At 60.4% G+C, this 18,889-nt stretch carries 18 protein-coding genes and 1 pseudogene; 13 read left to right on the forward strand and 6 right to left on the reverse strand.

Features of this window, described 5'->3' with window-relative positions; translation table 11 throughout:
• The first annotated feature begins 95 nt into the window (after positions 1–95).
• A complete protein-coding gene (lpxD, locus tag IVB48_RS17695; protein ID WP_247401262.1) occupies positions 96–1,121 on the forward strand; it encodes a UDP-3-O-(3-hydroxymyristoyl)glucosamine N-acyltransferase in 1,026 nt (341 codons plus the stop codon).
• A 751-nt stretch (positions 1,122–1,872) separates the two neighbouring features.
• Complete coding sequence (locus IVB48_RS17705) at positions 1,873–2,586, forward strand: transglutaminase family protein (RefSeq protein WP_247401265.1); 714 nt, start codon at positions 1,873–1,875, stop codon at positions 2,584–2,586.
• A 1,570-nt stretch (positions 2,587–4,156) separates the two neighbouring features.
• Here IVB48_RS17705 and IVB48_RS17710 read toward each other — a convergent pair.
• Positions 4,157–4,456 (reverse strand): ribbon-helix-helix domain-containing protein, encoded by a 300-nt coding sequence (locus IVB48_RS17710; RefSeq protein ID WP_247401268.1) that lies wholly within the window; start codon positions 4,454–4,456, stop codon positions 4,157–4,159.
• A gap of 11 nt (positions 4,457–4,467) precedes the next feature.
• Positions 4,468–4,794, reverse strand: a complete 327-nt coding sequence (locus IVB48_RS17715; protein WP_247401269.1) for a hypothetical protein — start codon at positions 4,792–4,794, stop codon at positions 4,468–4,470.
• A gap of 536 nt (positions 4,795–5,330) precedes the next feature.
• Between IVB48_RS17715 and IVB48_RS17720 the strand changes: the two genes are divergently transcribed.
• Positions 5,331–6,098 (forward strand): outer membrane beta-barrel protein, encoded by a 768-nt coding sequence (locus IVB48_RS17720; RefSeq protein ID WP_247401272.1) that lies wholly within the window; start codon positions 5,331–5,333, stop codon positions 6,096–6,098.
• An 824-nt stretch (positions 6,099–6,922) separates the two neighbouring features.
• Entirely contained in the window at positions 6,923–7,435 is a 513-nt protein-coding gene (locus tag IVB48_RS17725) for a DUF1269 domain-containing protein (protein ID WP_247401274.1), read from the forward strand.
• 177 nt (positions 7,436–7,612) lie between these two features.
• Here the strand turns inward: IVB48_RS17725 and IVB48_RS17730 are convergent, their stop codons facing one another.
• Positions 7,613–9,019, reverse strand: coding sequence for a site-specific integrase (locus tag IVB48_RS17730; protein WP_247401277.1), 1,407 nt, complete (start codon positions 9,017–9,019; stop codon positions 7,613–7,615).
• A gap of 685 nt (positions 9,020–9,704) precedes the next feature.
• Here IVB48_RS17730 and IVB48_RS17735 point away from each other — a divergent pair.
• Positions 9,705–10,375, forward strand: a pseudogene (locus tag IVB48_RS17735) (SDR family NAD(P)-dependent oxidoreductase).
• Positions 10,376–10,423: 48 nt separating this feature from the next.
• Here IVB48_RS17735 and IVB48_RS17740 read toward each other — a convergent pair.
• Positions 10,424–11,323: an SMP-30/gluconolactonase/LRE family protein gene (locus IVB48_RS17740; protein ID WP_247401280.1), complete on the reverse strand. Its 900-nt coding sequence runs from the start codon at positions 11,321–11,323 to the stop codon at positions 10,424–10,426.
• A gap of 33 nt (positions 11,324–11,356) precedes the next feature.
• The gene (locus tag IVB48_RS17745; protein ID WP_247287705.1) at positions 11,357–12,016 is read right to left on the reverse strand and encodes an FCD domain-containing protein; all 660 of its coding nucleotides are present in this window, start codon (positions 12,014–12,016) and stop codon (positions 11,357–11,359) included.
• Positions 12,017–12,246: 230 nt separating this feature from the next.
• On the opposite strand from IVB48_RS17745, the gene IVB48_RS17750 reads away from it, so the two are divergent.
• From IVB48_RS17750 to IVB48_RS17780, 7 genes are all read left to right on the forward strand, one after another.
• Complete coding sequence (locus IVB48_RS17750; RefSeq protein WP_027570442.1) at positions 12,247–13,263, forward strand: TRAP transporter substrate-binding protein; 1,017 nt, start codon at positions 12,247–12,249, stop codon at positions 13,261–13,263.
• Between the two features lie 75 nt (positions 13,264–13,338).
• On the forward strand, positions 13,339–13,848 hold the full coding sequence (locus tag IVB48_RS17755) for a TRAP transporter small permease (protein WP_247401282.1): 510 nt from the start codon (positions 13,339–13,341) through the stop codon (positions 13,846–13,848).
• A gap of 58 nt (positions 13,849–13,906) precedes the next feature.
• Positions 13,907–15,187: a TRAP transporter large permease subunit gene (locus IVB48_RS17760; RefSeq protein ID WP_027570444.1), complete on the forward strand. Its 1,281-nt coding sequence runs from the start codon at positions 13,907–13,909 to the stop codon at positions 15,185–15,187.
• Positions 15,188–15,218: 31 nt separating this feature from the next.
• Positions 15,219–15,713, forward strand: a complete 495-nt coding sequence (locus IVB48_RS17765) for a type II 3-dehydroquinate dehydratase (protein ID WP_247401284.1) — start codon at positions 15,219–15,221, stop codon at positions 15,711–15,713.
• Between the two features lie 14 nt (positions 15,714–15,727).
• Positions 15,728–16,384, forward strand: a complete 657-nt coding sequence (locus IVB48_RS17770; RefSeq protein ID WP_027570446.1) for a hypothetical protein — start codon at positions 15,728–15,730, stop codon at positions 16,382–16,384.
• A gap of 335 nt (positions 16,385–16,719) precedes the next feature.
• On the forward strand, positions 16,720–16,881 hold the full coding sequence (locus IVB48_RS17775) for a DUF2934 domain-containing protein (RefSeq protein WP_081747976.1): 162 nt from the start codon (positions 16,720–16,722) through the stop codon (positions 16,879–16,881).
• Positions 16,882–17,164: 283 nt separating this feature from the next.
• Positions 17,165–17,452: a DUF2934 domain-containing protein gene (locus IVB48_RS17780; RefSeq protein WP_247401287.1), complete on the forward strand. Its 288-nt coding sequence runs from the start codon at positions 17,165–17,167 to the stop codon at positions 17,450–17,452.
• Positions 17,453–17,720: 268 nt separating this feature from the next.
• Here the strand turns inward: IVB48_RS17780 and IVB48_RS17785 are convergent, their stop codons facing one another.
• Positions 17,721–18,452, reverse strand: a complete 732-nt coding sequence (locus IVB48_RS17785) for a DUF3750 domain-containing protein (RefSeq protein ID WP_247401289.1) — start codon at positions 18,450–18,452, stop codon at positions 17,721–17,723.
• 121 nt (positions 18,453–18,573) lie between these two features.
• Here IVB48_RS17785 and IVB48_RS17790 point away from each other — a divergent pair, with 121 nt between their 5' ends.
• The gene (locus IVB48_RS17790; protein ID WP_007595982.1) at positions 18,574–18,834 is read left to right on the forward strand and encodes a hypothetical protein; all 261 of its coding nucleotides are present in this window, start codon (positions 18,574–18,576) and stop codon (positions 18,832–18,834) included.
• Positions 18,835–18,889 lie beyond the last annotated feature (55 nt).

Raw genomic sequence — 18,889 nt, forward strand, 5'->3', positions numbered from 1 at the left:
CAGCTCGGGGGGATTTTCTTCTCTGCCGGCAGGGCGACACACGCGAGAAGCTGAAGGAAACGCTAGTTGATCTTGGCTCGCCCGAGGGGAACAACATGATCGAGACTGGGCTGGGTAGTCCAAGGTTCTTTCGGCGAACTGGGCCCCATTCACTCAACCTGGTTGTGAGCACCGCGGGCGGCTTTGGGGATGGACGTGAATTACTCCTTGAAGGGGTGGCCCCTCTCCAAACCGCAGGCCCTCATGAGGTGAGCTTTCTGGACAATCGGCGATACGCTTCGGCACTCGATCAGACGTCTGCCGGCGCTGTGGTCGTTCATCCCGATATGGCTGCGCGAGTACCAAGGGCAACGGCGGCGATCCTAACGAGCGAACCATATGCGGCTTGGGCCCGCGTTGCTGCACTGTTCTATCCTGTGCCAACGCCTTGTCCTGGTGTTCATCCATCCGCAATTGTGGCTGATGGCGTGCATATCGATCCTTCGACGGAGATTGGACCTCTGTGTGTGATCGAGACGGGAGCAGAGATAGGGCCCGGCTGTCGGATCGGGGCCTGCACAGTCGTCGGAAGCGGCGTGATTATCGGTCGTGACTGCAGGATTGGTGCACATGTAACTCTAAGTTACGCGGTATTGGGAGCACGCGTTTACGTCTATTCCGGCGCCCGGATCGGACAGGAAGGTTTTGGCTTCGCGTCCACCACCAGCGGTTTTCTCTCTATCCCTCAGCTTGGGCGGGTCATCCTTGAAGACGATGTTGAAGTTGGTGCCAATACGACGGTTGATCGCGGATCATCGCGAGATACGGTCATAGGCGCTGGCTCTCGCCTCGATAATCTCGTGCAGATCGGACATAACGTTGTCCTCGGCCGCTGTTGTGTCGTCGTTGCACAAGTCGGTATTTCAGGTTCGACCGTACTTGAGGATTTCGTCCGCGTAGGGGGGCAGGCGGCCATGGCGGGGCATCTTCGGATAGGTCGGGGTTCGGAGATCGGAGCGCAGGCTGGCGTCATCTCAGATATTGCGCCCGGGACGAGGGTTCTTGGAAGCCCTGCTCAGCCGATAAAACTGTTCTTTCGACAGATCGCAATGCTCAAGAAGATTGCAAAAAGGAAGAACTAGAGTTGCGCGCCTAGAGCTGAGCAAATTCCTTCTTCAAGAGTTCGGACCGATCTGATCGCCGGGGCGAGTCCAAGATCTCCACAACCGGGTCTCGGATGAACTCATGGGCATTCTGGGTCGAGGGCACTTATTCGCTCCGGGACTTGCTGTCTCTTCCTCTCCATTGCTTCTGTTGTGTCGGTGCAGATACCCTCCGTCCAGAGGGCAGACCAGAGCTTGCATTCAACAGCTAGAACTCGGCGCTTTTGACCGGACGGACATCAATCCTAACCTAAACGCAAGCGACTTAGTCAAAGAAGAGCAAGCCGATGGCCCAATGAGATGGAAACGTCAGGGTTGATCTGCATCAACGGTGCGAAGCTCCTGCGTACGAGCCTTCGGTAGAAGGTCCTGGTCCAACTCGATTCGCAGTTATCCGGGACTTTCTTGCCTCGACACCGGGCTGGCGCTGTCGCTGTGTGCGGCGGAAGCCATGCTTGCCGCGGCTACGGTCCATACGGTGTCGGTGCTGCAGGAAACGGCGCTCAAATGCACAGTCAACCCGCTGGAGCAATGGACCAGTAGGATTAGCGAATGGCGATCATTGGCGAGATCACGCACAGCACAACCTATAGATATGCGAAACCCGTCACTTTCGGTACGCACCGGGCCATGTTTCAAGGCGAGGTTCGTCTGCGTCTGGTCGGCACGCACGAGCGTGCCGTCAAGAGTCCATTGGACTACCGACTCACGGTCCAACACTGTGACAGTGATGGAGTTCAGCGAGCCGGGTAGCGAGTTGACGTTCACATTCACGGTTCGCGGCATCTATTTCGGAATCAAAGGCGTCGACGCTTTTCCGCTGGAGCCGCGCGCTGAGGAAATCCCCGTGCAATATACACCGGACGAGTGGACCGACTTGGCCGGATATCTTCGTCCTCACGCCGAAGATCCGGATGGCAGCGTGGCGGCATGGATCAAGAGCTTTGTTGCCGGCGACCAGGATCGCACCACCGATGTGCTGCGTCGGATACTGAAGACGTTTAGGACTGATTTCGGTTATCGTGGAAGGGATGTGGAGGGCACCCAATCGCCGGGGGAGACGCTGCGCTCGAGGTCCGGCACCTGCCGAGATTTTGTTTGGCTGATGATCGAGACATTACGCCGGCTCGGTCTCGCATCTCGCTTCGTCAGCGGTTACCTGTATGATGCTGCCCTAGACGGAGGCGCCGTCGGCATGACCGGCTCCGGCGCAACCCACGCTTGGGTCCAGGTGTTTCTCCCTGGCGCAGGCTGGCTGGATTGCGATCCGACGAACAATCTCAACGGGGGTTTTGATTTGATCCCGGTGGCGATCGCCCGGCATCCGGGCCAAGCGATCCCACTCGCTGGCTCGTGGTTTGGAGATACAGGCGACTATTTAGGGATGTCGATTGATGTCGCCGTTCGCAAGATTAGCGACGTGTCTGATCCATCCGAGGGGTAGGGATGCTCGCCTGCCAGGACAGCGAAGCTGAAGGCGCTAGCACCGAGGGAGGCGCTAATACCGCGCGATTGCAGCCGAGCTTCGGTTCGGGTCCTCAAGTATTTCTAAGATACTTGGGTTCACATGCATGCTCCGAGGCTCTGCTCGCAAACGTTAGTGGTCGGCAAGCCAATCCATCATATGCAACCCTGCTTCTGCTTATGCGCTTTAAGCCCAATGCTTCGCGATCTGCACCGAGCGGCAACGATGTTGCTTGTTTCCGCAGCCGCTCCACCTCGGAGGCAGTCGTTCTTCGAGGGTACGCTCCTGCTTTAATGTTCGACGCCGTGGCATCAGACAACAGAATGAATGATCGATCCACGGTGGGAACATTACTCGCAATAAGGTTGATTCAAATGCGGTGGCTAGGTCCGTGCAGCCGGAAGCGGGCCGCGCGGGGCCTTGAACGGGAGGTCTGAAACGTCCTGTGCGGATCGTATCCAAAGGGGCCCGCCGGCTCAAAGGGGCCGCTTCGAGCCTTGCGAATGGGCACCCTCGCGCGAGCGTTCGCTTTGTAGCTGATGGCGCCGCGAAGGCACCCCAACATGGCCACCGCCAAAGGGTTCCTTCGTTAGCAGCAGCCTAGTGCTTTCAGGCCGCAAGAAGCGGTCCTGAAACACGATCGCGCGCGAGGCGACATTCGGCCGAAGCAAACCGAGCGCATGATCCTGCTCACCGAAACGGAGCTAATCATGAGCAGGATTTGGACACTCGCTTGGGCTTCAGTCGTGGTTGCTGTAGTACTCGTTACCGCCGCTGCCGCTATCCCTCAGCGGATTGACAGGATGGAACTGGGCGACGGATGGCAGTGCCGTGGCAATATGTTCTCTACCACCTGCGCCAAAACCGTGGGTAGGAACTCTGCAGATAGCGTGGCGTTCATCGCGTGAATACGCGCTATTCGATGGCCGACCATTCCTCCTCTGCCCGCTGGACACTGGAGAAGACTTGGTCTGCCTGCGTTCTCTTCTTTTCCCTATCTCCGCAAAAGTTCGCCAAGCGAAGCAGTTGCTTCCGCGCACCGTATGCTGTCGATGTGTCTAGAAACGGAAAGTGCATCGCGCTTCAGCGCATCGATTGTTGAGCGCGCGGTGAGGTCACGTTCAAACTCACTCAATCGCTTATTCAAATCGTCCAATTGCGACTGCAAGCTCCCGACAGTCGCTAAGTGACTTGCGCTCCAAATCCTTCGCATAGTTGATCCCCTGCGTTGCCTCACGTCCTTGTGAGGAACGTTCTTGACCGGAATTGGCAACTAAGCCGGCAACTTTCTGGCGGACTTAAGTTCTTTGGAACCGTTGCAGCATTGTCACAGATAACCTGTTTGGGCGCTCCGACGTTTCTTGGTCCGCGATGGGTCTCGGGCTCTGCCTCATGTTCTCGGGCATCAACTTGAAAGTCGTTTCCTCTTCGCCCGCACGCCCGCGCAATTCACTCGATGCGTTGCCCAACCGGTCGAGTATAGCTTTGAGTTCATAACGACGCTGAGGGTCCATCAGATACCCCACTCGCTGTGAGTTACGCGGCGATTTCACTTTTCCGGAAAAGCGATCAGCCTGTGATCTGCTTCGTGGCTATATCCGCTCGTAGGAGCCATCGCGCTGTGCGCTGCCATCCGGGCGCGCAATCTATAGTGATCGAGCACGTAGAGCCGGATGGCGCACGACAGATTTGCGTGAGCCCGTTGACTATCGATTTCCGTGATTAGGCCCTTTAGGTTTGTGCCTTCCGTCAGAGCGATTTGGTGGAGGCTCGTCCAAAATTCGTCCTCAAGGCTGACGCTCGTTTTGTGGTTACGAATGGCAATGGATCGCTTAGTAACCTGCGACATTGGATCTCCTATTAAAATTCGTCCGGTGGCCTCCGGCCTTCCGCCGCATCACGGACCCGCGTCATCATCTTCGAATAATTATCTTCGCGCTCCCGCCGAAACCGTTCTTGGTGCGCTTTGAAATTCTCTACGCGCTTGCTGATCTGCTCGCGTTCGGACGGACCATAATCATAAGGCCGAGGTGCCGGACGGCTGGGCTCGTTTAGGATCGATACGACGAGGTCGATCGGAGCTTGCGGACCGGGAACGTGCGGCTTCTGCGGAATGGCGACGGGCGTCGCCGATGCCAACGCGGCCGTCTCGGCCATGAGCGCTTGTAGCTCTTTGCGGTAGTCCATATTACCAGCCCTCCGCCAAGGGCACATTGTGGTGCGGCAGGGGATAGATAGTCAATCGGTTGCACAGGGGCCCACGGCGACGCCCCGCGCTAGCTGGTTACGTTGACGGGGGTCGGCCTTGGCGGCAAATGTCGCAATATTAGAGCGTCGGCCATAGCGGCTGCTTTGGGGCAGGGCAATTCTAAATGGCTGGCACGGGGTTGCTGGCAATACTGAGCGAAGCTGGCGGCCCCGCGACGCGGATACGCGTACTGGTCACCAACAGAGGTAATCCTATCCCTCGCTCGGGAGCCCAACCAAGTGGCAAGGCGATGCTGCTGGCGTGGCCATTGTCCTAAGGTGCATTGTACTAAGGGACAGATGCGACATCGCTCTCGGCGAAAATTGCAAGCGAATAATCAATTCGATGTCGGGTTTTATCCGATTGTGACTTCTGAGGCACGGTGTTCGAATCTCAAGCGGGCTATAGTTTTCCATCGATGATCGTTCGCGGCCTGCTTCGATTTCAACGACGAGAAAATCAAATGGAGAATAAAATGAACAGAAAAATCTTGCTGGGAACGGTTGGCCTTTTGGCTCTTGGACTATCGTCAGCTTCTGCCGCTGACCTTGGCGCGCGGCCTTATAAGGCAGCCCCGATTGCAGCTCCGATGATGTATGACTGGTCGGGTTTCTATATCGGCGCCAACGGCGGATACGGCTGGAGTCGCCAATGCGTGGATGTCACGGGGGTAAACGGCGCTGCCTTCGGCTTTGCAGAAGGTTGCAAGGATGCCGAGGGTGGCATCGTCGGCGGTCAGGTCGGCTATCGTTGGCAGTCCGCAGCCTTCGTGTTTGGCTTGGAAGCCCAGGGCGACTGGGCCAACCTTCGCAATGAGCGCCCCAGCTTGTTCGCTCCAGGAAACACTTGGAAAACCAACATCAACGGTCTGGGCCTCTTCACGGGTCAGGTTGGTTACGCTTGGAACAACACTCTTCTTTACGTGAAGGGCGGCGCCGCCGTCGCCAACCAGCGCTTTGACCTCTTCAATACCGCAACCGGCATTGGTATCGCGCAGGCTGAGCGTACCCGTTGGGGCGGCGTGGTCGGTGTTGGCGTCGAGTATGGCTTCTCCCCGAATTGGACCGCCGGCATAGAATACGACTATCTCTTCAGAACGAACGGAGGCAACACGTTTGCCACTCCGGGGCTGGCGCCGATTACTTCGATCTCGGCGGACACCCGGACGGATGTCAGCATGATCACGGGCCGCATCAGCTACAAGTTTGGTGGTTATGGCGCCCCGATTGCAGCCAGGTATTGATCAGGTCTGCATATCGAGCAAACTAAAGCCCCGGCATTGTCCGGGGCTTTTTGCGTCTGCTTCTTCTACGAGTTAAAAGCGGCCATGGATGTGAAGGAGGCAAGACTTCTTGCCTGCCTAGCTCCGTTACGTGGACTTGCCCAACCATCGATGCCATCGAGCAAGCAAAGCGCAATTCTGTCTTTGGCCCCCTGAGCCGAACAGCGGCGGCTACGGCACGTCGGCTGTCCGAGGTAGAGCGCGGACACGCCCGGAACTTGCTTCCACCGCTGCTTGTGAACAAGGGGGGACCTCGGTACTTACCGGGGCGCGATGGTTCTCGTTCACGCACCGTTGCGGGTGCCCTAGCGGAGCTGATCTGGCGAACGTTCTCGTTCGTTTTCAATGTTTAGCTTCCGGGAACGAGCATGGAACAGTCAGACGAATGTCGGAAGCTCGCCGCTGACTATCGCCGCCAGTCAGCACAGGGCGAGGTTTCTCCGAGACGGGCCGCCGTACTCAGGAACATTGCTAACAGCCTCACGGCGCTCGCAAGCCAGTACGATATATTGGACGTTATCAATGCAGAGGAGAAGGGCTAGAGGATGTCGCGCCTTGGCCCATTGCTCCCGTTGGCGCGGTGTCGCTGCATGTCGGCTCATAAGGGTAGACCGGAAGTTTGCAGCGGAGCGCTGAACCGACGCAAGTGACTCAAAACGGCGACGGCGCGCTTCCGCTCTGCTGATTTGTTTCGGCCCTCGATGACACAGGCGGCCGGTTGATCTAAATCAATTACGTCCAGGGCGGTTCTCTCAGCATTCCAAGCACCGCAACGGAGAACTGCCATGAGTAATCTAATTGTGATCGCATTCCCGACCGAAGCGAAAGCGGAAGAGGTTCGCCAGAAATTGTTTGCGATGCAGAAGGAGTATCTAATCGAACTGGGCGATGCGGTAATCGCCGTCAAAGACGCCAAGGGAAACGTCAGGCTCAATCAACTGATCAATACCACCGCTGCCGGCGCGGTTGGCGGAGCTTTTTGGGGATCGCTGATAGGACTGATCTTCTTGATGCCGCTGGCCGGCGCGGCGCTCGGTGCCGCTTCTGGCACGCTCGGCGGATATTTAACGGATGTCGGCATCAACGACAAATTTATGAAGGATACCGCTGCCGCAATCCAGCCCGGCACCGCAGCGCTGTTCGTCTTGGTTCGCAAGGTCACCGCCGACAAAGTACTTGAAGGGCTCCAGGGCGAAGGCGGCACCGTCCTGAAAACGTCTCTCGACCATACAAAGGAAGCGGCGCTGCAAGCCGCACTTGCTGGCGTCCAAGCTGCTGTTCCATCTACGCCTGCTTAGAGCCGTTCGTTCTGCCGCCAACTACAGGGCAGAACGCTCGATGTGGTTTGATCTGATGCGACCTGGCGCGCCAACTTTGCACAGCGCCCGGTTGTAGTGTCTGCCCCATCGCGGATGGGATGCGTAGCTGTCCTTAGGCAAGCCGAGACCGGGCTCAGAGGCGAATGATGCAGTTGATCAGGCGGCGGACGCTGACCCCTCTTTGCTCCATAACTTAGCAATAGGCTTGCGGATGATCCGCCGCAGCTCCATCGCGATGCCGTCCAGCACCGCACGCTTTTCTTTCATCCGTTGGGAGTGGTTGTAGACCTTGCCCGTGACGGTCGGCACGATGGTGTCGCCCTTCTTTGTCACGGCGTGGTCAAGGCATTTGGCGATGGCAGCATCGTCAAAGCCGAGATCGCCCGCCAGTGTTGCCGCGGTCCGCCGCAGGTCATGAGGTGTGAACGGCTTGAGGCCCAATAGCTCGCAGAGACCGGGCGTCTTGGTCTTGTCCTTGTTTTTCTCGTGCTTGGTGCCGCGCAGCGCGTCGGCCATCGCTTTGCGGTCGATCGGCTGGCCCTTGTACATCGGGCTCTCGAACACGAACTGCTGGTCCACTGAGGTCAGCGCTTCCTCAATGACCGCCAGGGCAAGGTCCGAGAGCGGCTGCTGGATCACCCGCCGCTTCTTAACCCGCTTAAGAGGTACCTCGAAACGCGGGTTGTCGCCATCCAGATCGAATAGTTCATGCCGGCGCGCACCGAGCAGTTCACGGGAGCGGAGCATAGTGACGAGTTCGAACTTGAGAGCCAGCCGGGTCCGGCGGTCCCAGGGCAGGTCATCACGATCTAGACCGTGCCAGAAGACCCTGATCTCGTCCTCCGAGAGGACCCGGGTGCGCGGATGCTCGGGATCGAGCTTGGGCAGGTTGATGCGGGGGCTGGCGGTCACATAGTCGCGGCCTGCCTCGGCCGCCCACTTGAACAGGCCCGAAGCCGCCTTTCGCATGTGACGTGCGTTGCTGACCGATGGCTTGCCGAACTTGCCTGCGACGATGTCGTTCGAGAGTGTCGCGATGTCGTGCTTGGTGACCTCCATGGCTAGCTTCTTGCCGAGGCGAGGGCGGATAAAGCGGTCGAGGTGGCTGGCGGTGTTCTCCCAGCTCTCCATCCGGGGGCGCATCTCGCCATCCGGCTTCTTGACCAGCGTCTTCATCCACTCGATCCGCTCCTCGATGATTTCGGCGACCATCTTGCCACGCCGCGCTTTCGCCGCCTTCTGGTCGCGGAAGGTCTCGGCGAGGGCGCCGGTACCCAGTCCCTTGAAGCCGTAGACCTTGCTGCGGGCGTCCTCGACCGTAAAAGTCTCGGGATTGTAGACGCCGAGCCAGCCGGTGCACTGCTTTCCGGTCTGCCGGTCGGTGAATTTAAACGAGAAGGTCGCTACGCCCGCCGCCGTGATGCTGACATACAGGCCGGGGCATTTGCGATCATAGCACTTGGTACGCTTGGCGACCCGCTTCTCGCAGAGGCGGTCGGTCAGAATGACGCTGCTGTTGCGGCCGCGCTTGCCGGCGGGGCAGGGGACAATGGTAGTATCCATGTGGTTTCGGCTCCTAAGGCTTGAGACCAAAGGGCTCGGCTTTGAGGTCTTTCAGTTTGTCGTGCGGACGCTGAAAGCCGTAGGGCCGGGCCCTTAGTTTTATGAAGCCCGCTGAAACAGCCCGGATCAGGCTAATCGAAAAGCGCTTCTATTAAAGCGTTTTCTTAGTTTCGGCGTGTTTCACCGAATGCCAAAATATAGACGTGTGGTCCTGGCCGTCGTTGCTACGGTCAAGCTGTCGCGGAGGTGTGTGCGAGCCCAACCGGGCGGACAGCATCATCCAAATTCGCGAGGCGAGGGAGGCCAAAAGGAAAGTTCGGCTCCCGGGAGAGCACGGCATAAGCCGTCCAACCATCGCGCAGGGAAGGCCGAGTGATTGGCTACACCTGTATGCTGCTGTGCGGTTCTTTTGCGCTACATCTTCGCGCAGCGGACCGCGGGTGCCAGCCGGCACCCGGCCTTCCCTGCGCCCTCTTGGCTTAGAGGGTGGAGTGACCAGGCAAAGCTTGGGCGAAACGCGCCGCGAGAACGAGAACTCATGTCCGCTGTTGAAAGATCAGTCGCATCATTTCCCGGGATACGTCGAACGGCGCTCGCGCTACGCGGCCATCTCAGGCGGCCCTGCGGCGGGCCTTCGCCTTCGTCTTTGCCTCTAGCTTTGCCGTCGGCTTCTCCGGCGCCGCCGATGGCGAGTTGCGTCGAGCTCCGGGGCCGGGGTGGGTATGAACCTGAGATTGAAAAGAAGTTCGCCTCCGAGGGCTTTACGGTGTTCGCGGGATGCCGCGACGGCGCCAAGCTCGAACCGCTCGTCAAGGAGATCGAGCAGGCCGGCGGCGAAATTCACGCGCGCGCGCTCGATGCGCGCAAGGAAGACCAGATCATCTCGTTTCTCGGCGATGCCGACAAGCACGCGCCGCTCGAGGTTTGCATCTTCAACGTCGGCGCCAACGTCAACTTTCCGATTCTCGACACCACCGAACGGGTGTTCCGCAAGGTCTGGGAGATGGCTTGCTATTCCGACTTCCTCGCCGGCCGCGAGGCCGCGCGCCTGATGCTGCCCCGTGACCAGGGCAATATCTTCTTCACCGGAGCGACGGCGAGCTTGCGCGGCGGAAGCGGCTATGCGGCCTTTGCCAGCGCCAAGTTCGGCTTGCGGGCGGTCGCGCAAGCGGCGGCGCGCGAATTGGGCCCGAAGAACATTCACGTGGCGCATCTGATCATCGATTCCGGCGTCAACACGGAATGGGTCCGGCAACGGCGGATCGAGGCGCTCGGTCCGAACGCGCTTGATAATCCCGACCTCCTGATGCCTGGACCTTCGAGCTGGAGATTCGTCCCTTCGGCGAGAGATGGTAGCGGAGCCGGTTCACGATGGCCCGTGCAAGGGTTCAGAATGAAAAGGCTTCAGGATGAATTGCCGAAGCGGTGTTCTGGAAGTCCCTGTGCAATATTATCAATGGCCAGAATATGACCCGCTTGGGGTTCGCGGCTCAATTGCTCGCGATCCAGAAACTTTCTGGCCGTCGTCACGAACAAGGTCTTCAGATCGGTTCCGCCGAAGCACACGCAGGTCGGATTGATCGCCGGCACCGGAATGACGGTGTCGATCCGGCCGTCCGGCCGATAGCGTATCACCCGACCGCTGGAGAAGAATGCGGTCCACAGTCCGCCGGCGACGTCGACACACGCGCCGTCGGGCCTCTCGCCGGAGGCGCTGTAATCCGCGAACAGCCGTCTGTTGCTGATCACGCCGTCATCGAGATCGAAGTCGAACTGCCAGGTGCGGTATCGCCTCGTATCCGTGAAATAGAGCGTGCGATTGTCGGGTGAGAACGCAATTCCGTTCGTCACGATGACATCGCCGAACATGCGCGCCGTCCGGCCGTCCGCGTCCACGCGATACAGCGCCCCGTTCGGTCGATGCAGCTGGTTGTCCATGGTGCCGATCCATAGCCGGCCCCGCGCGTCGACGCGCCCGTCGTTCAGGCGGTTGTCGGGGCCGCTTTCGACCTCGCAGAGCTGAGCTGGAGGACCGTCATCGGACGCGCGGCGATAAAGTCCCAGATCCTGCGCGAGCAGGTGGGAGCCATCCGCCGTCAGAGCCTGACTGCCGAGGAAGTTGCATGCGTACGGAACAACCTGATGAGCGCCTGTCGCCGGATCGAACGATTGATGCAGCCGCCGGTCGACGTCGACCCACCACAGCTTGCGGGATCGGTCGCACCACAACGGCGTCTCCCCGAGGATATCGCCCGCGGCGACCGCGGTTTCGACCCGATGCGCGGAGATCATGTCGGTGGTCATCCCGATATCCGATTCCAGCCGCGAGCCGGGCGATCAGTCCTCGTTCCAGGAGGCGAGGGCGTGCGCGACGCAACCGTTGATGTGCTCGGTGAGCACGGCTTTGGCGCTCTTGATGTCGCGCTTGAGAGCACATTCCAGCAGCGCCTTGTGCTGGTTGATCGTCTCTGCGCCGCGGTAGCGCAGCGCATAGCGGAAATATTTGTCGAATACGACCGCGTGGGTCTGCATCAGCTCGCGCGAACCGCAGCTCGAGATCAGCGCCTGGTGGAATTCGCCGTCGTAGCGTTTGCGCAGCTCGGGATCGTCGCCCTCCTTGAGCACGGTGCGTTCGGTCGCCGCCAGCTTGTGATGCGCCGACACCACGCGGCCTTCCCACTCCACGTCGCCGGCGCGGAACGACTCGGCCATCGCATGATGCTCCAGCAGGATGCGCAGACCGGCGAGCTCACGCAGGTTCTGGATGGAGATCGGCGCCACCTCGAAGCCGCGCTGGCCCTCGGCGACCACAAAACCCTCGGAGGTCAGACGATTGAGGATCTCGCGCAGTGTGCTGACGCTGAGGCCGTAATCTTCCTTCATGGCATCGAGCTTGAGGCGTCCGGATGGCGTGAGCACTCCGAAAATGATGTCGGCCCGGATGCGCTGATAGCCACTGTCGCCCGCCGACAGGGGCCGTTCCTCGAGTGACGTCATGCCTTCTGATCCCACCTGTCGCGATCGGTCAGCCACTTCGGAGGCGGCCGAACCATCAGTGTTGCCACCAATATAGCAGATTTCAAATGTCGGACGTACAGTAAATCATCATATAAAATAGATATCATCATTTGACATAGAAATATAAGTGTGATGTCTAAATGGACTGAGGGTGCGAAAAATGATGGCTTAAGCCGCCGTTCGCGCCCGTTCGAACAGGGAGGAAAACGATGAGCTTGCTGGTACGGGCGCTGTCTGCGACGGCGATCTGCGTGGCGCTGACGGTCGGCGCATCCGCTCAGGACGTTCAGGAGCGCACGATCAGGTGGGGACACCTGAACAACACCGATCACCCCGTCAGCTTTGGCGTGCAGAAATTCGCCGAGATCCTGCTGGCGAAGAGCGGGGGCAAGATGAAGGTCCGCGAGTTCGCGGCCTCACAGCTCGGCAACGAGTTGCAGCAGCAATCCGCGCTGCGCGGCGGCACCCAGGAGATGCTCTCGGCCTCGACGACATCACTTGCCACCGTCGTTCCGGAATTCGGTCTGATCGATTTCCCGTTCCTGTTCAACACGACCGAGCAGGCCGATGCTCTCGCGACCGGAAAATTCGGCAAGGCGATGATGGATACGCTGCCGTCGAAGGGGCTTATTGGCCTCGGATATTGGGGCCTGGGCTTCCGCAACGTCACGAACAGCACCCGTCCGATCACCAAGCTCGAGGACTTCAGCGGCCTCAAGCTTCGTGTGATTCCGAATCCGGTCTATCTCGAAAGCTTCAGTGCCTTTAAGGCAAATCCGGTCCCGATGGCTTTCGGTGAGCTGTATTCGGCGCTCGAGACCCGCACCGTCGACGGCCAGGAGAATCCCTACACGGTCATTCTCTCGAACAAGTTCTATGAAGTGCAGAAGTACGTTTCCGCCACCAATCACACTTTCACCCTGAATATCATCCTGGTGAGTAAGATCTTCTGGGACAAGCTGTCGCCAACCGAGCAGGGCCTGATGCGCGAAGCCTATGAAGAAAGCCGCGGCTATCAGAAGGAGCAGACCCGCCTCCAGACCGACAAGGCTCTGGCGGAGCTGCAGGCCAAGGGCATGCAGTACAACGCGATCGCTCCTGAAGAAACGGAGCGCATGCGGAAGGCAGCGCAGCCGGTCGCGGACAAGACGTCGGCCAGCCTTCGTCCCGAGACGGTGAAGCTCTTCAACGAAGAGGTCGAGCGCATCCGCAAGGACGTGAAGTAGTCGACTTCTGCTGTCACGCAGGCGTCGGAGTCGGCCAGTGGTCGGCTCCGCCCCTCATTTGTCCGGACGTCACGCATGGCGCGAGTTCTCGACCTCTATTGCACGTTCCTGAAGGCCGTCATTGCCGCGTGCCTCGCGGTGATGGTGGTCCTGGTCTTCGGCAATGTCGTCCTGCGCTACGGCTTCAACTCCGGAATCACGATTTCCGAAGAGTTGTCGCGCTGGCTGCTGGTCTGGTTGACCTTCCTGGGCGCAATCGTCGCGCTTCGCGAGCACGCCCATCTCGGCGTCGACAGCCTCGTCCGGATGCTGCCGGCCTCTGGCAAGCGCATATGCTTCGTTATCAACTATTGCCTGATGCTGTTTGCCGACTGGCTGCTGCTGTCGGGAAGCTGGCGCCAGACCATCATCAACATTGACGATCGCGCGCCGGCGACCGGTCTCTCGATGGCCATCTTTTACGCGGTCGGCGTGATTTTCGGCGCGTCGGCCGCAGTCATCCTTCTCTACGACCTCGTCCGCGTGCTCACTGGACAGGCGAGCGAATCCGACATGGTGGCCGTCAAGGAAACGGAAGAGCACTGATGTCTCATCGAACCGTGCCAGGCGGCGTCCACATCCAGCAGTCCACCGGGATCGCGTCATGACGATCGCCGTCTTCACCTTCTCGCTGCTGGGCGCCATGGCGCTGGGCATGCCGATCGCCTTTGCGTTGATCGTCTGCGGCGTGGCCCTGATGAGCACGATCGACATGTTCGACGCCCAGATCGTGGCGCAGAATGTCATCAACGGCGCCGACAGCTTTCCGCTGATGGCGATTCCCTTCTTCATGCTCGCGGGCGAGATCATGAACAAGGGAGGGCTGGCCAAGCGTATCGTGAATGTCGCGCTGGTCGCGGTCGGGCATTTCCGTGGCGGGCTCGGCTATGTCACGATCCTTGCCTCCTGCATCCTCGCGTCGCTGTCCGGCTCGGCGGCTGCCGATGCAGCGGCGCTCGCGTCCCTTCTGGTGCCCATGATGGTGGCGGCGGGGCACAAGAAGTCCTATGCAGCGGGCCTCGTGGCGGCGGGCGGCATCATTGCTCCCGTCATCCCGCCCAGCATCGGCTTCGTCATCTTCGGCGTCGCCGCGGGCGTCTCGATCTCGAAACTGTTTTTGGCTGGCATCGTGCCCGGACTGCTGCTCGGCGCAGGGCTCTGTCTGGCCTGGGCGTGGGTGGTGCGGAAAGAGAACCTGACGCCGCCGCCACGGGCCTCGTGGTCGGAGATCGTCAAGGCCGTCGTCGACGGCTTCTGGGCGTTGATGCTGCCGGTCATCATCGTGGTCGGCCTGCGCTTCGGCATCTTCACGCCGACGGAAGCCGCAGTGGTCGTCGCCGTCTATTCGCTGTTCGTCGCGACCTGCGTCTACCGCGAGCTGAAGCTGTCGCAGCTCTACGCGATCTTCGTCTCCTCTGCCGTGACGACGAGCATCGTCATGTTCCTGGTCGCTGCGGCGCTGGTATCGTCCTGGCTCATCACCGTGTCCGAGATATCCGCGCAGGTCGTAACCCTGCTGAAGCCCTTCATGGGCAACAACACGCTGCTGATGCTCGCGATCATGGTTGTGGTTGTCATTGTGGGGACGGCGCTCGACATGACACCGACGATCCTCATTCTCACGCCGATCCTGATGCCGATCGTCAAGGCGGCGGGCATCGACCCCGTCTATTTCGGCGTACTCTTCATCATCAACAATGCGATCGGCCTGATCACGCCACCGGTGGGCATCGTGCTCAATGTCGTCTGCGGCGTCTCCAGGATCAGCATGGAGGATATCATCAAGGGCGTCTGGCCCTTCATGATCGCGCAACTGATCGTCCTGTTCGCGATGGTGCTATTCCCGGGACTGGTGACGATCCCGGCCAAATGGTTTGCCGGCTAGACGCGTCGGCACAAAAGAAGGACAAACGAAAATGGCCGCAAGGATCATGATCCTCAACGGACCCAATCTCAATTTCCTCGGTGTCCGCGAGCCTCACATCTACGGCTCGACGACGCTCGATGAGATCGAGGCGAGCTGCAAGGCGCTGGCCGATCAGCTCGGAATCTCGATGTCGTTCCATCAAACGAACATGGAGGGCGAGCTCGTCAGCCTGATCCAGTCCGCCCATGGTAACGCGGACGCCATCATCATGAATCCCGCGGCCTATTCATTCACCTCGATCGCGCTGATCGATGCGCTGAAGATTTTCGAGGGTGTGAAGATCGAGGTGCATATCTCGAACATCCACGCGCGGGACGAGCTGCACCGCCATTCGATCACGTCGAGTGCCTGCACGGCGGTCATTTGCGGTCTCGGTCCATATGGCTATCTCGCCGCGATGCTCGCGGTCGTCCAACGGTTGGGGCAATTGCCTCAGACCATCGCACCGGCTCTGCACGGGCTTGCGGCCGGCGGCAAGGCGTAAGCATGGAGGGCGCAATGCGCGGCACGGGATTTCTTGCCATCTGGAGCGACGTCGAGGCTCACGACCTGACCGACTACCGGCACTGGCTGACGCGTGAGCACACGACCGAGCGCGTGACGACGAAGGGCTTCCTGGCATCGCGTGTCTTCCGCGCGGCAAGGGACGACATCGACCGCTTCTTTATTCTGTATGAGCTGGAGACGCCGGAGGTCCTCGACGGCGAGGCCTATCTGACGCGCCTCAACGCACCGACGCCGTGGTCCCAGCGCATCATGCCGAAGCTCGGCAATTTCATGCGGGGCGGCGGTGCCATGATCGTGCGGGGAGGGCGGGGCGAGGGCGCCTCGGTCGTGGCGCTCCGGATAGAGATGTTGCCGAAAGATCTCCAGGGTCTGGCTCAGGCGCTCGTTGCGTGCGACGGGGTTGCCGCCGTGCAGATCGGCGCGACTGACGAGGCGCGGACGTCGGTGCGGACGACCGAAAAGGGCATGCGGAAGAACGAGGGCTTCTTCGCGGGGCTTTTGCTGATCGAGGCGCTCGACGTCGCCTCGTTGCAGGCTGCCTTGCAGCGGGCAAGCGAGCTTGCGCCCGACGTCATGGCCGGGGCGAGCGAGCCGGAAGTTTATCAAAGCATGTTTGCGCTCGACGCCCGCATCGCGGATTTCGGTTGACGACAACGTTCTCGCTCGCCGCGCTGACCTGCTCGAGCTTGCGCTGCCTGCTGCTCGACGCCAGATTGGTTTGAATTGCTGGCTGACGTGGCATCCCGATACCCGCGGAACGCGCCGCGTCGGGAGTGCACCGCTTCATCGCGGGGTCCGCAAAAGGCGGCGACGGCGGCTTCGTTCGAGCTCGCGTGATCGCCGCTCCGAACTAGGAACTCTTGCGCACCATCGAGGCTTGACTCAGCGGGCCAGCGTCGCCGCCGATTTGCTGGCCTGCACGGCCCCGCCTCCAAGCCCCCATACCCCCCAGGGTGGGGCCGTGTCTCTTCGCAGGAGATGCAATGCCTGAGCCGACCGATCACGACATCAGAGAACGTGCGCACCGGCTATGGGAGCGAGCCGGCAAGCCGGAAGGCCGCGAGGAAGAGTTCTGGCACGCGGCCGAGCAGGAGTTGCGCAACGAGGACAAGTCGAACCCAATGCGGACGCCGGATACGCTGTGACCGACAAGAGATGCCCATTCTGCCACGGTTTGGGATGGGTCTGCGAAAACCATCCGCTCCGCGCCTGGAGCGAGGAATTGGGCGGCTGCCGCTGCGGTGAGGGCATGCCCTGCACCTGCAACGTGACGGAAGATCCCGAAACAAGAGCAGTGATCGTCGATGCGGACACGACGTGGCACTAGCAAGACCTGGCATTGAAGGCGGAACAGAGCCTTCCAGCAGGAATTGAGGTTGTGAGCAGCACGGGCTGCGACGCAGGCCCGTGGCTACGGCGGGGTTTGCGGTGGACGAGCGGCAAAAGATAGAGCACCAGATCGAACTCGCAACGCGAGCGGCAGCCCTTGTCAAAGACGAAACCACCGTCCAGCGATTCAAGAACTTCGCCGAGGAGCTGAAGCAAAAGCTGCTTCGCATGATGCGGCGCGGCAAGGTACGAGCGCGCGCGTACGAACTCTGGGAGCAGGCCGGTCGCCCGGTCGATCGGGACGTGGAGTTTTGGCTCGAGGCCGAACGGCAGATCGAAGAAGAGCGCGATCAGCGGAGGCCCTCGGAAACCTCAGACAAACGGTAGAAGTTCCGGTAGCCACATCGGCAGCGAACAAGCTTCGGCCGCGCGTTCCTGGACAGAGAAAAAGCCGCCGAGTTCTTCACCCTGGCGGCTTCAAAAGTTCGTAGCTGTTGGTCGCCTCTCCAGCCTGGTGCGTACCGCCGTTACCTTGTTTGCGGCCATGCAAGTTCATTCTAGGCCAAGGCGCTCGATTCTGCTGTGACCTGAAGCACACATTGATATCGGGAAGCTTGCGAGGGCACCGACTTTGATGGGACTGCTCCGTCATGCTTTACGCGCCGGCCGCGACACCCAGGCGGCCGATGCCTGGAAGCTTCAGCGCGGGGCGGCGGATGTCGAGGCCGAGCACCGCGCCGAGGAAATTGATCTCGACCCCTTCGACCCAGCCGATGGTCATGCCGAGATAGCCCGACAGCGAGGCGTAGAGCCCGGTGCCGGACGCCGTGATGCCGGCCCAGCGTCCGCTGTAGGGAAAGTCCTTGCCGATGGCGGTCGGCGGCAGCACCGCGCGCAGCTCGGGAACGGCGTCCAGCGCGGCCTGCACGAAGGTGTTGGAATTCGGTCCCGGCCAGGCACTGTAGTCGCCATAGGCGCGGAACTTGTAATTCTCGATGACGGAACGGATCTTGGGAATTAGCGCTTCGGCCCGCGCGCCGTCGACGGCGACGACGGTTTCCGGGAGGGCGCCGAACCAGCGGCCGTCGGGGGCAAAGCCGTTGCTACGAATCGGGTCGCCCCAGGCCGTGTAGTCGTATCGGCTGTAAGTGGCGGCGCCCTTCTCCTTGACGACGATCCAGGTGTGGACGGCAAAAATACTGCGCCAGCGCACCGTGCGCGCGGCGAACACGCGGATCAGCGCGTCGGGATTGGCGGATGCGGGCGGCAGCAGGCCGGCACTGGAGCGATCCGCCGTCTGCCAATTGCCGCGGCCGTCGCTGCGCAAATAATAGCGGCCGGCCGACACGCCGATCGGCAGGAAGATCAGCAGCAGGAACAGAATCAAGGATTTCCTCAAGGGCCAACGGCGGTCAGGCGGGACGATGTCACCAATATAGTTCGCAAGGCACGCGGCGCCAGCGCTCTCCTGCTCTTGCATTCGGGTGGTGCGGCCATATGTTGCGTCCATGAGGAAGTTGTCGCTCGTCGAGGACCAGGCCATCCAGGCGCGAATCGCGTACATCGCGGGCGCCGAGATTTTCGATCGCCTCTTCGCCGGCATCCGGTTCGACGAAATCGACGGCAATCTGCTGTTTGCCATTGCCAGCGACGAAGACTGCGCAGCCGAGATCGAGGACGAGTTCTCGCACCAGCTCGCTGTGGTCGCAACGCATATCCTCGCGCAGAGCGTGGACGTGGTCGTGGTGCTGCCGAAGGTCCTGCAATAGCTGCCTGCCGGTTAGCCTTCTGCCCGTTCAGGCCGCTTGCCTTTACCCCCTGTCT

The organism is Bradyrhizobium sp. 76 (genome assembly GCF_023073025.1).
Taxonomy (GTDB): Bacteria; Pseudomonadota; Alphaproteobacteria; order Rhizobiales; family Xanthobacteraceae; genus Bradyrhizobium.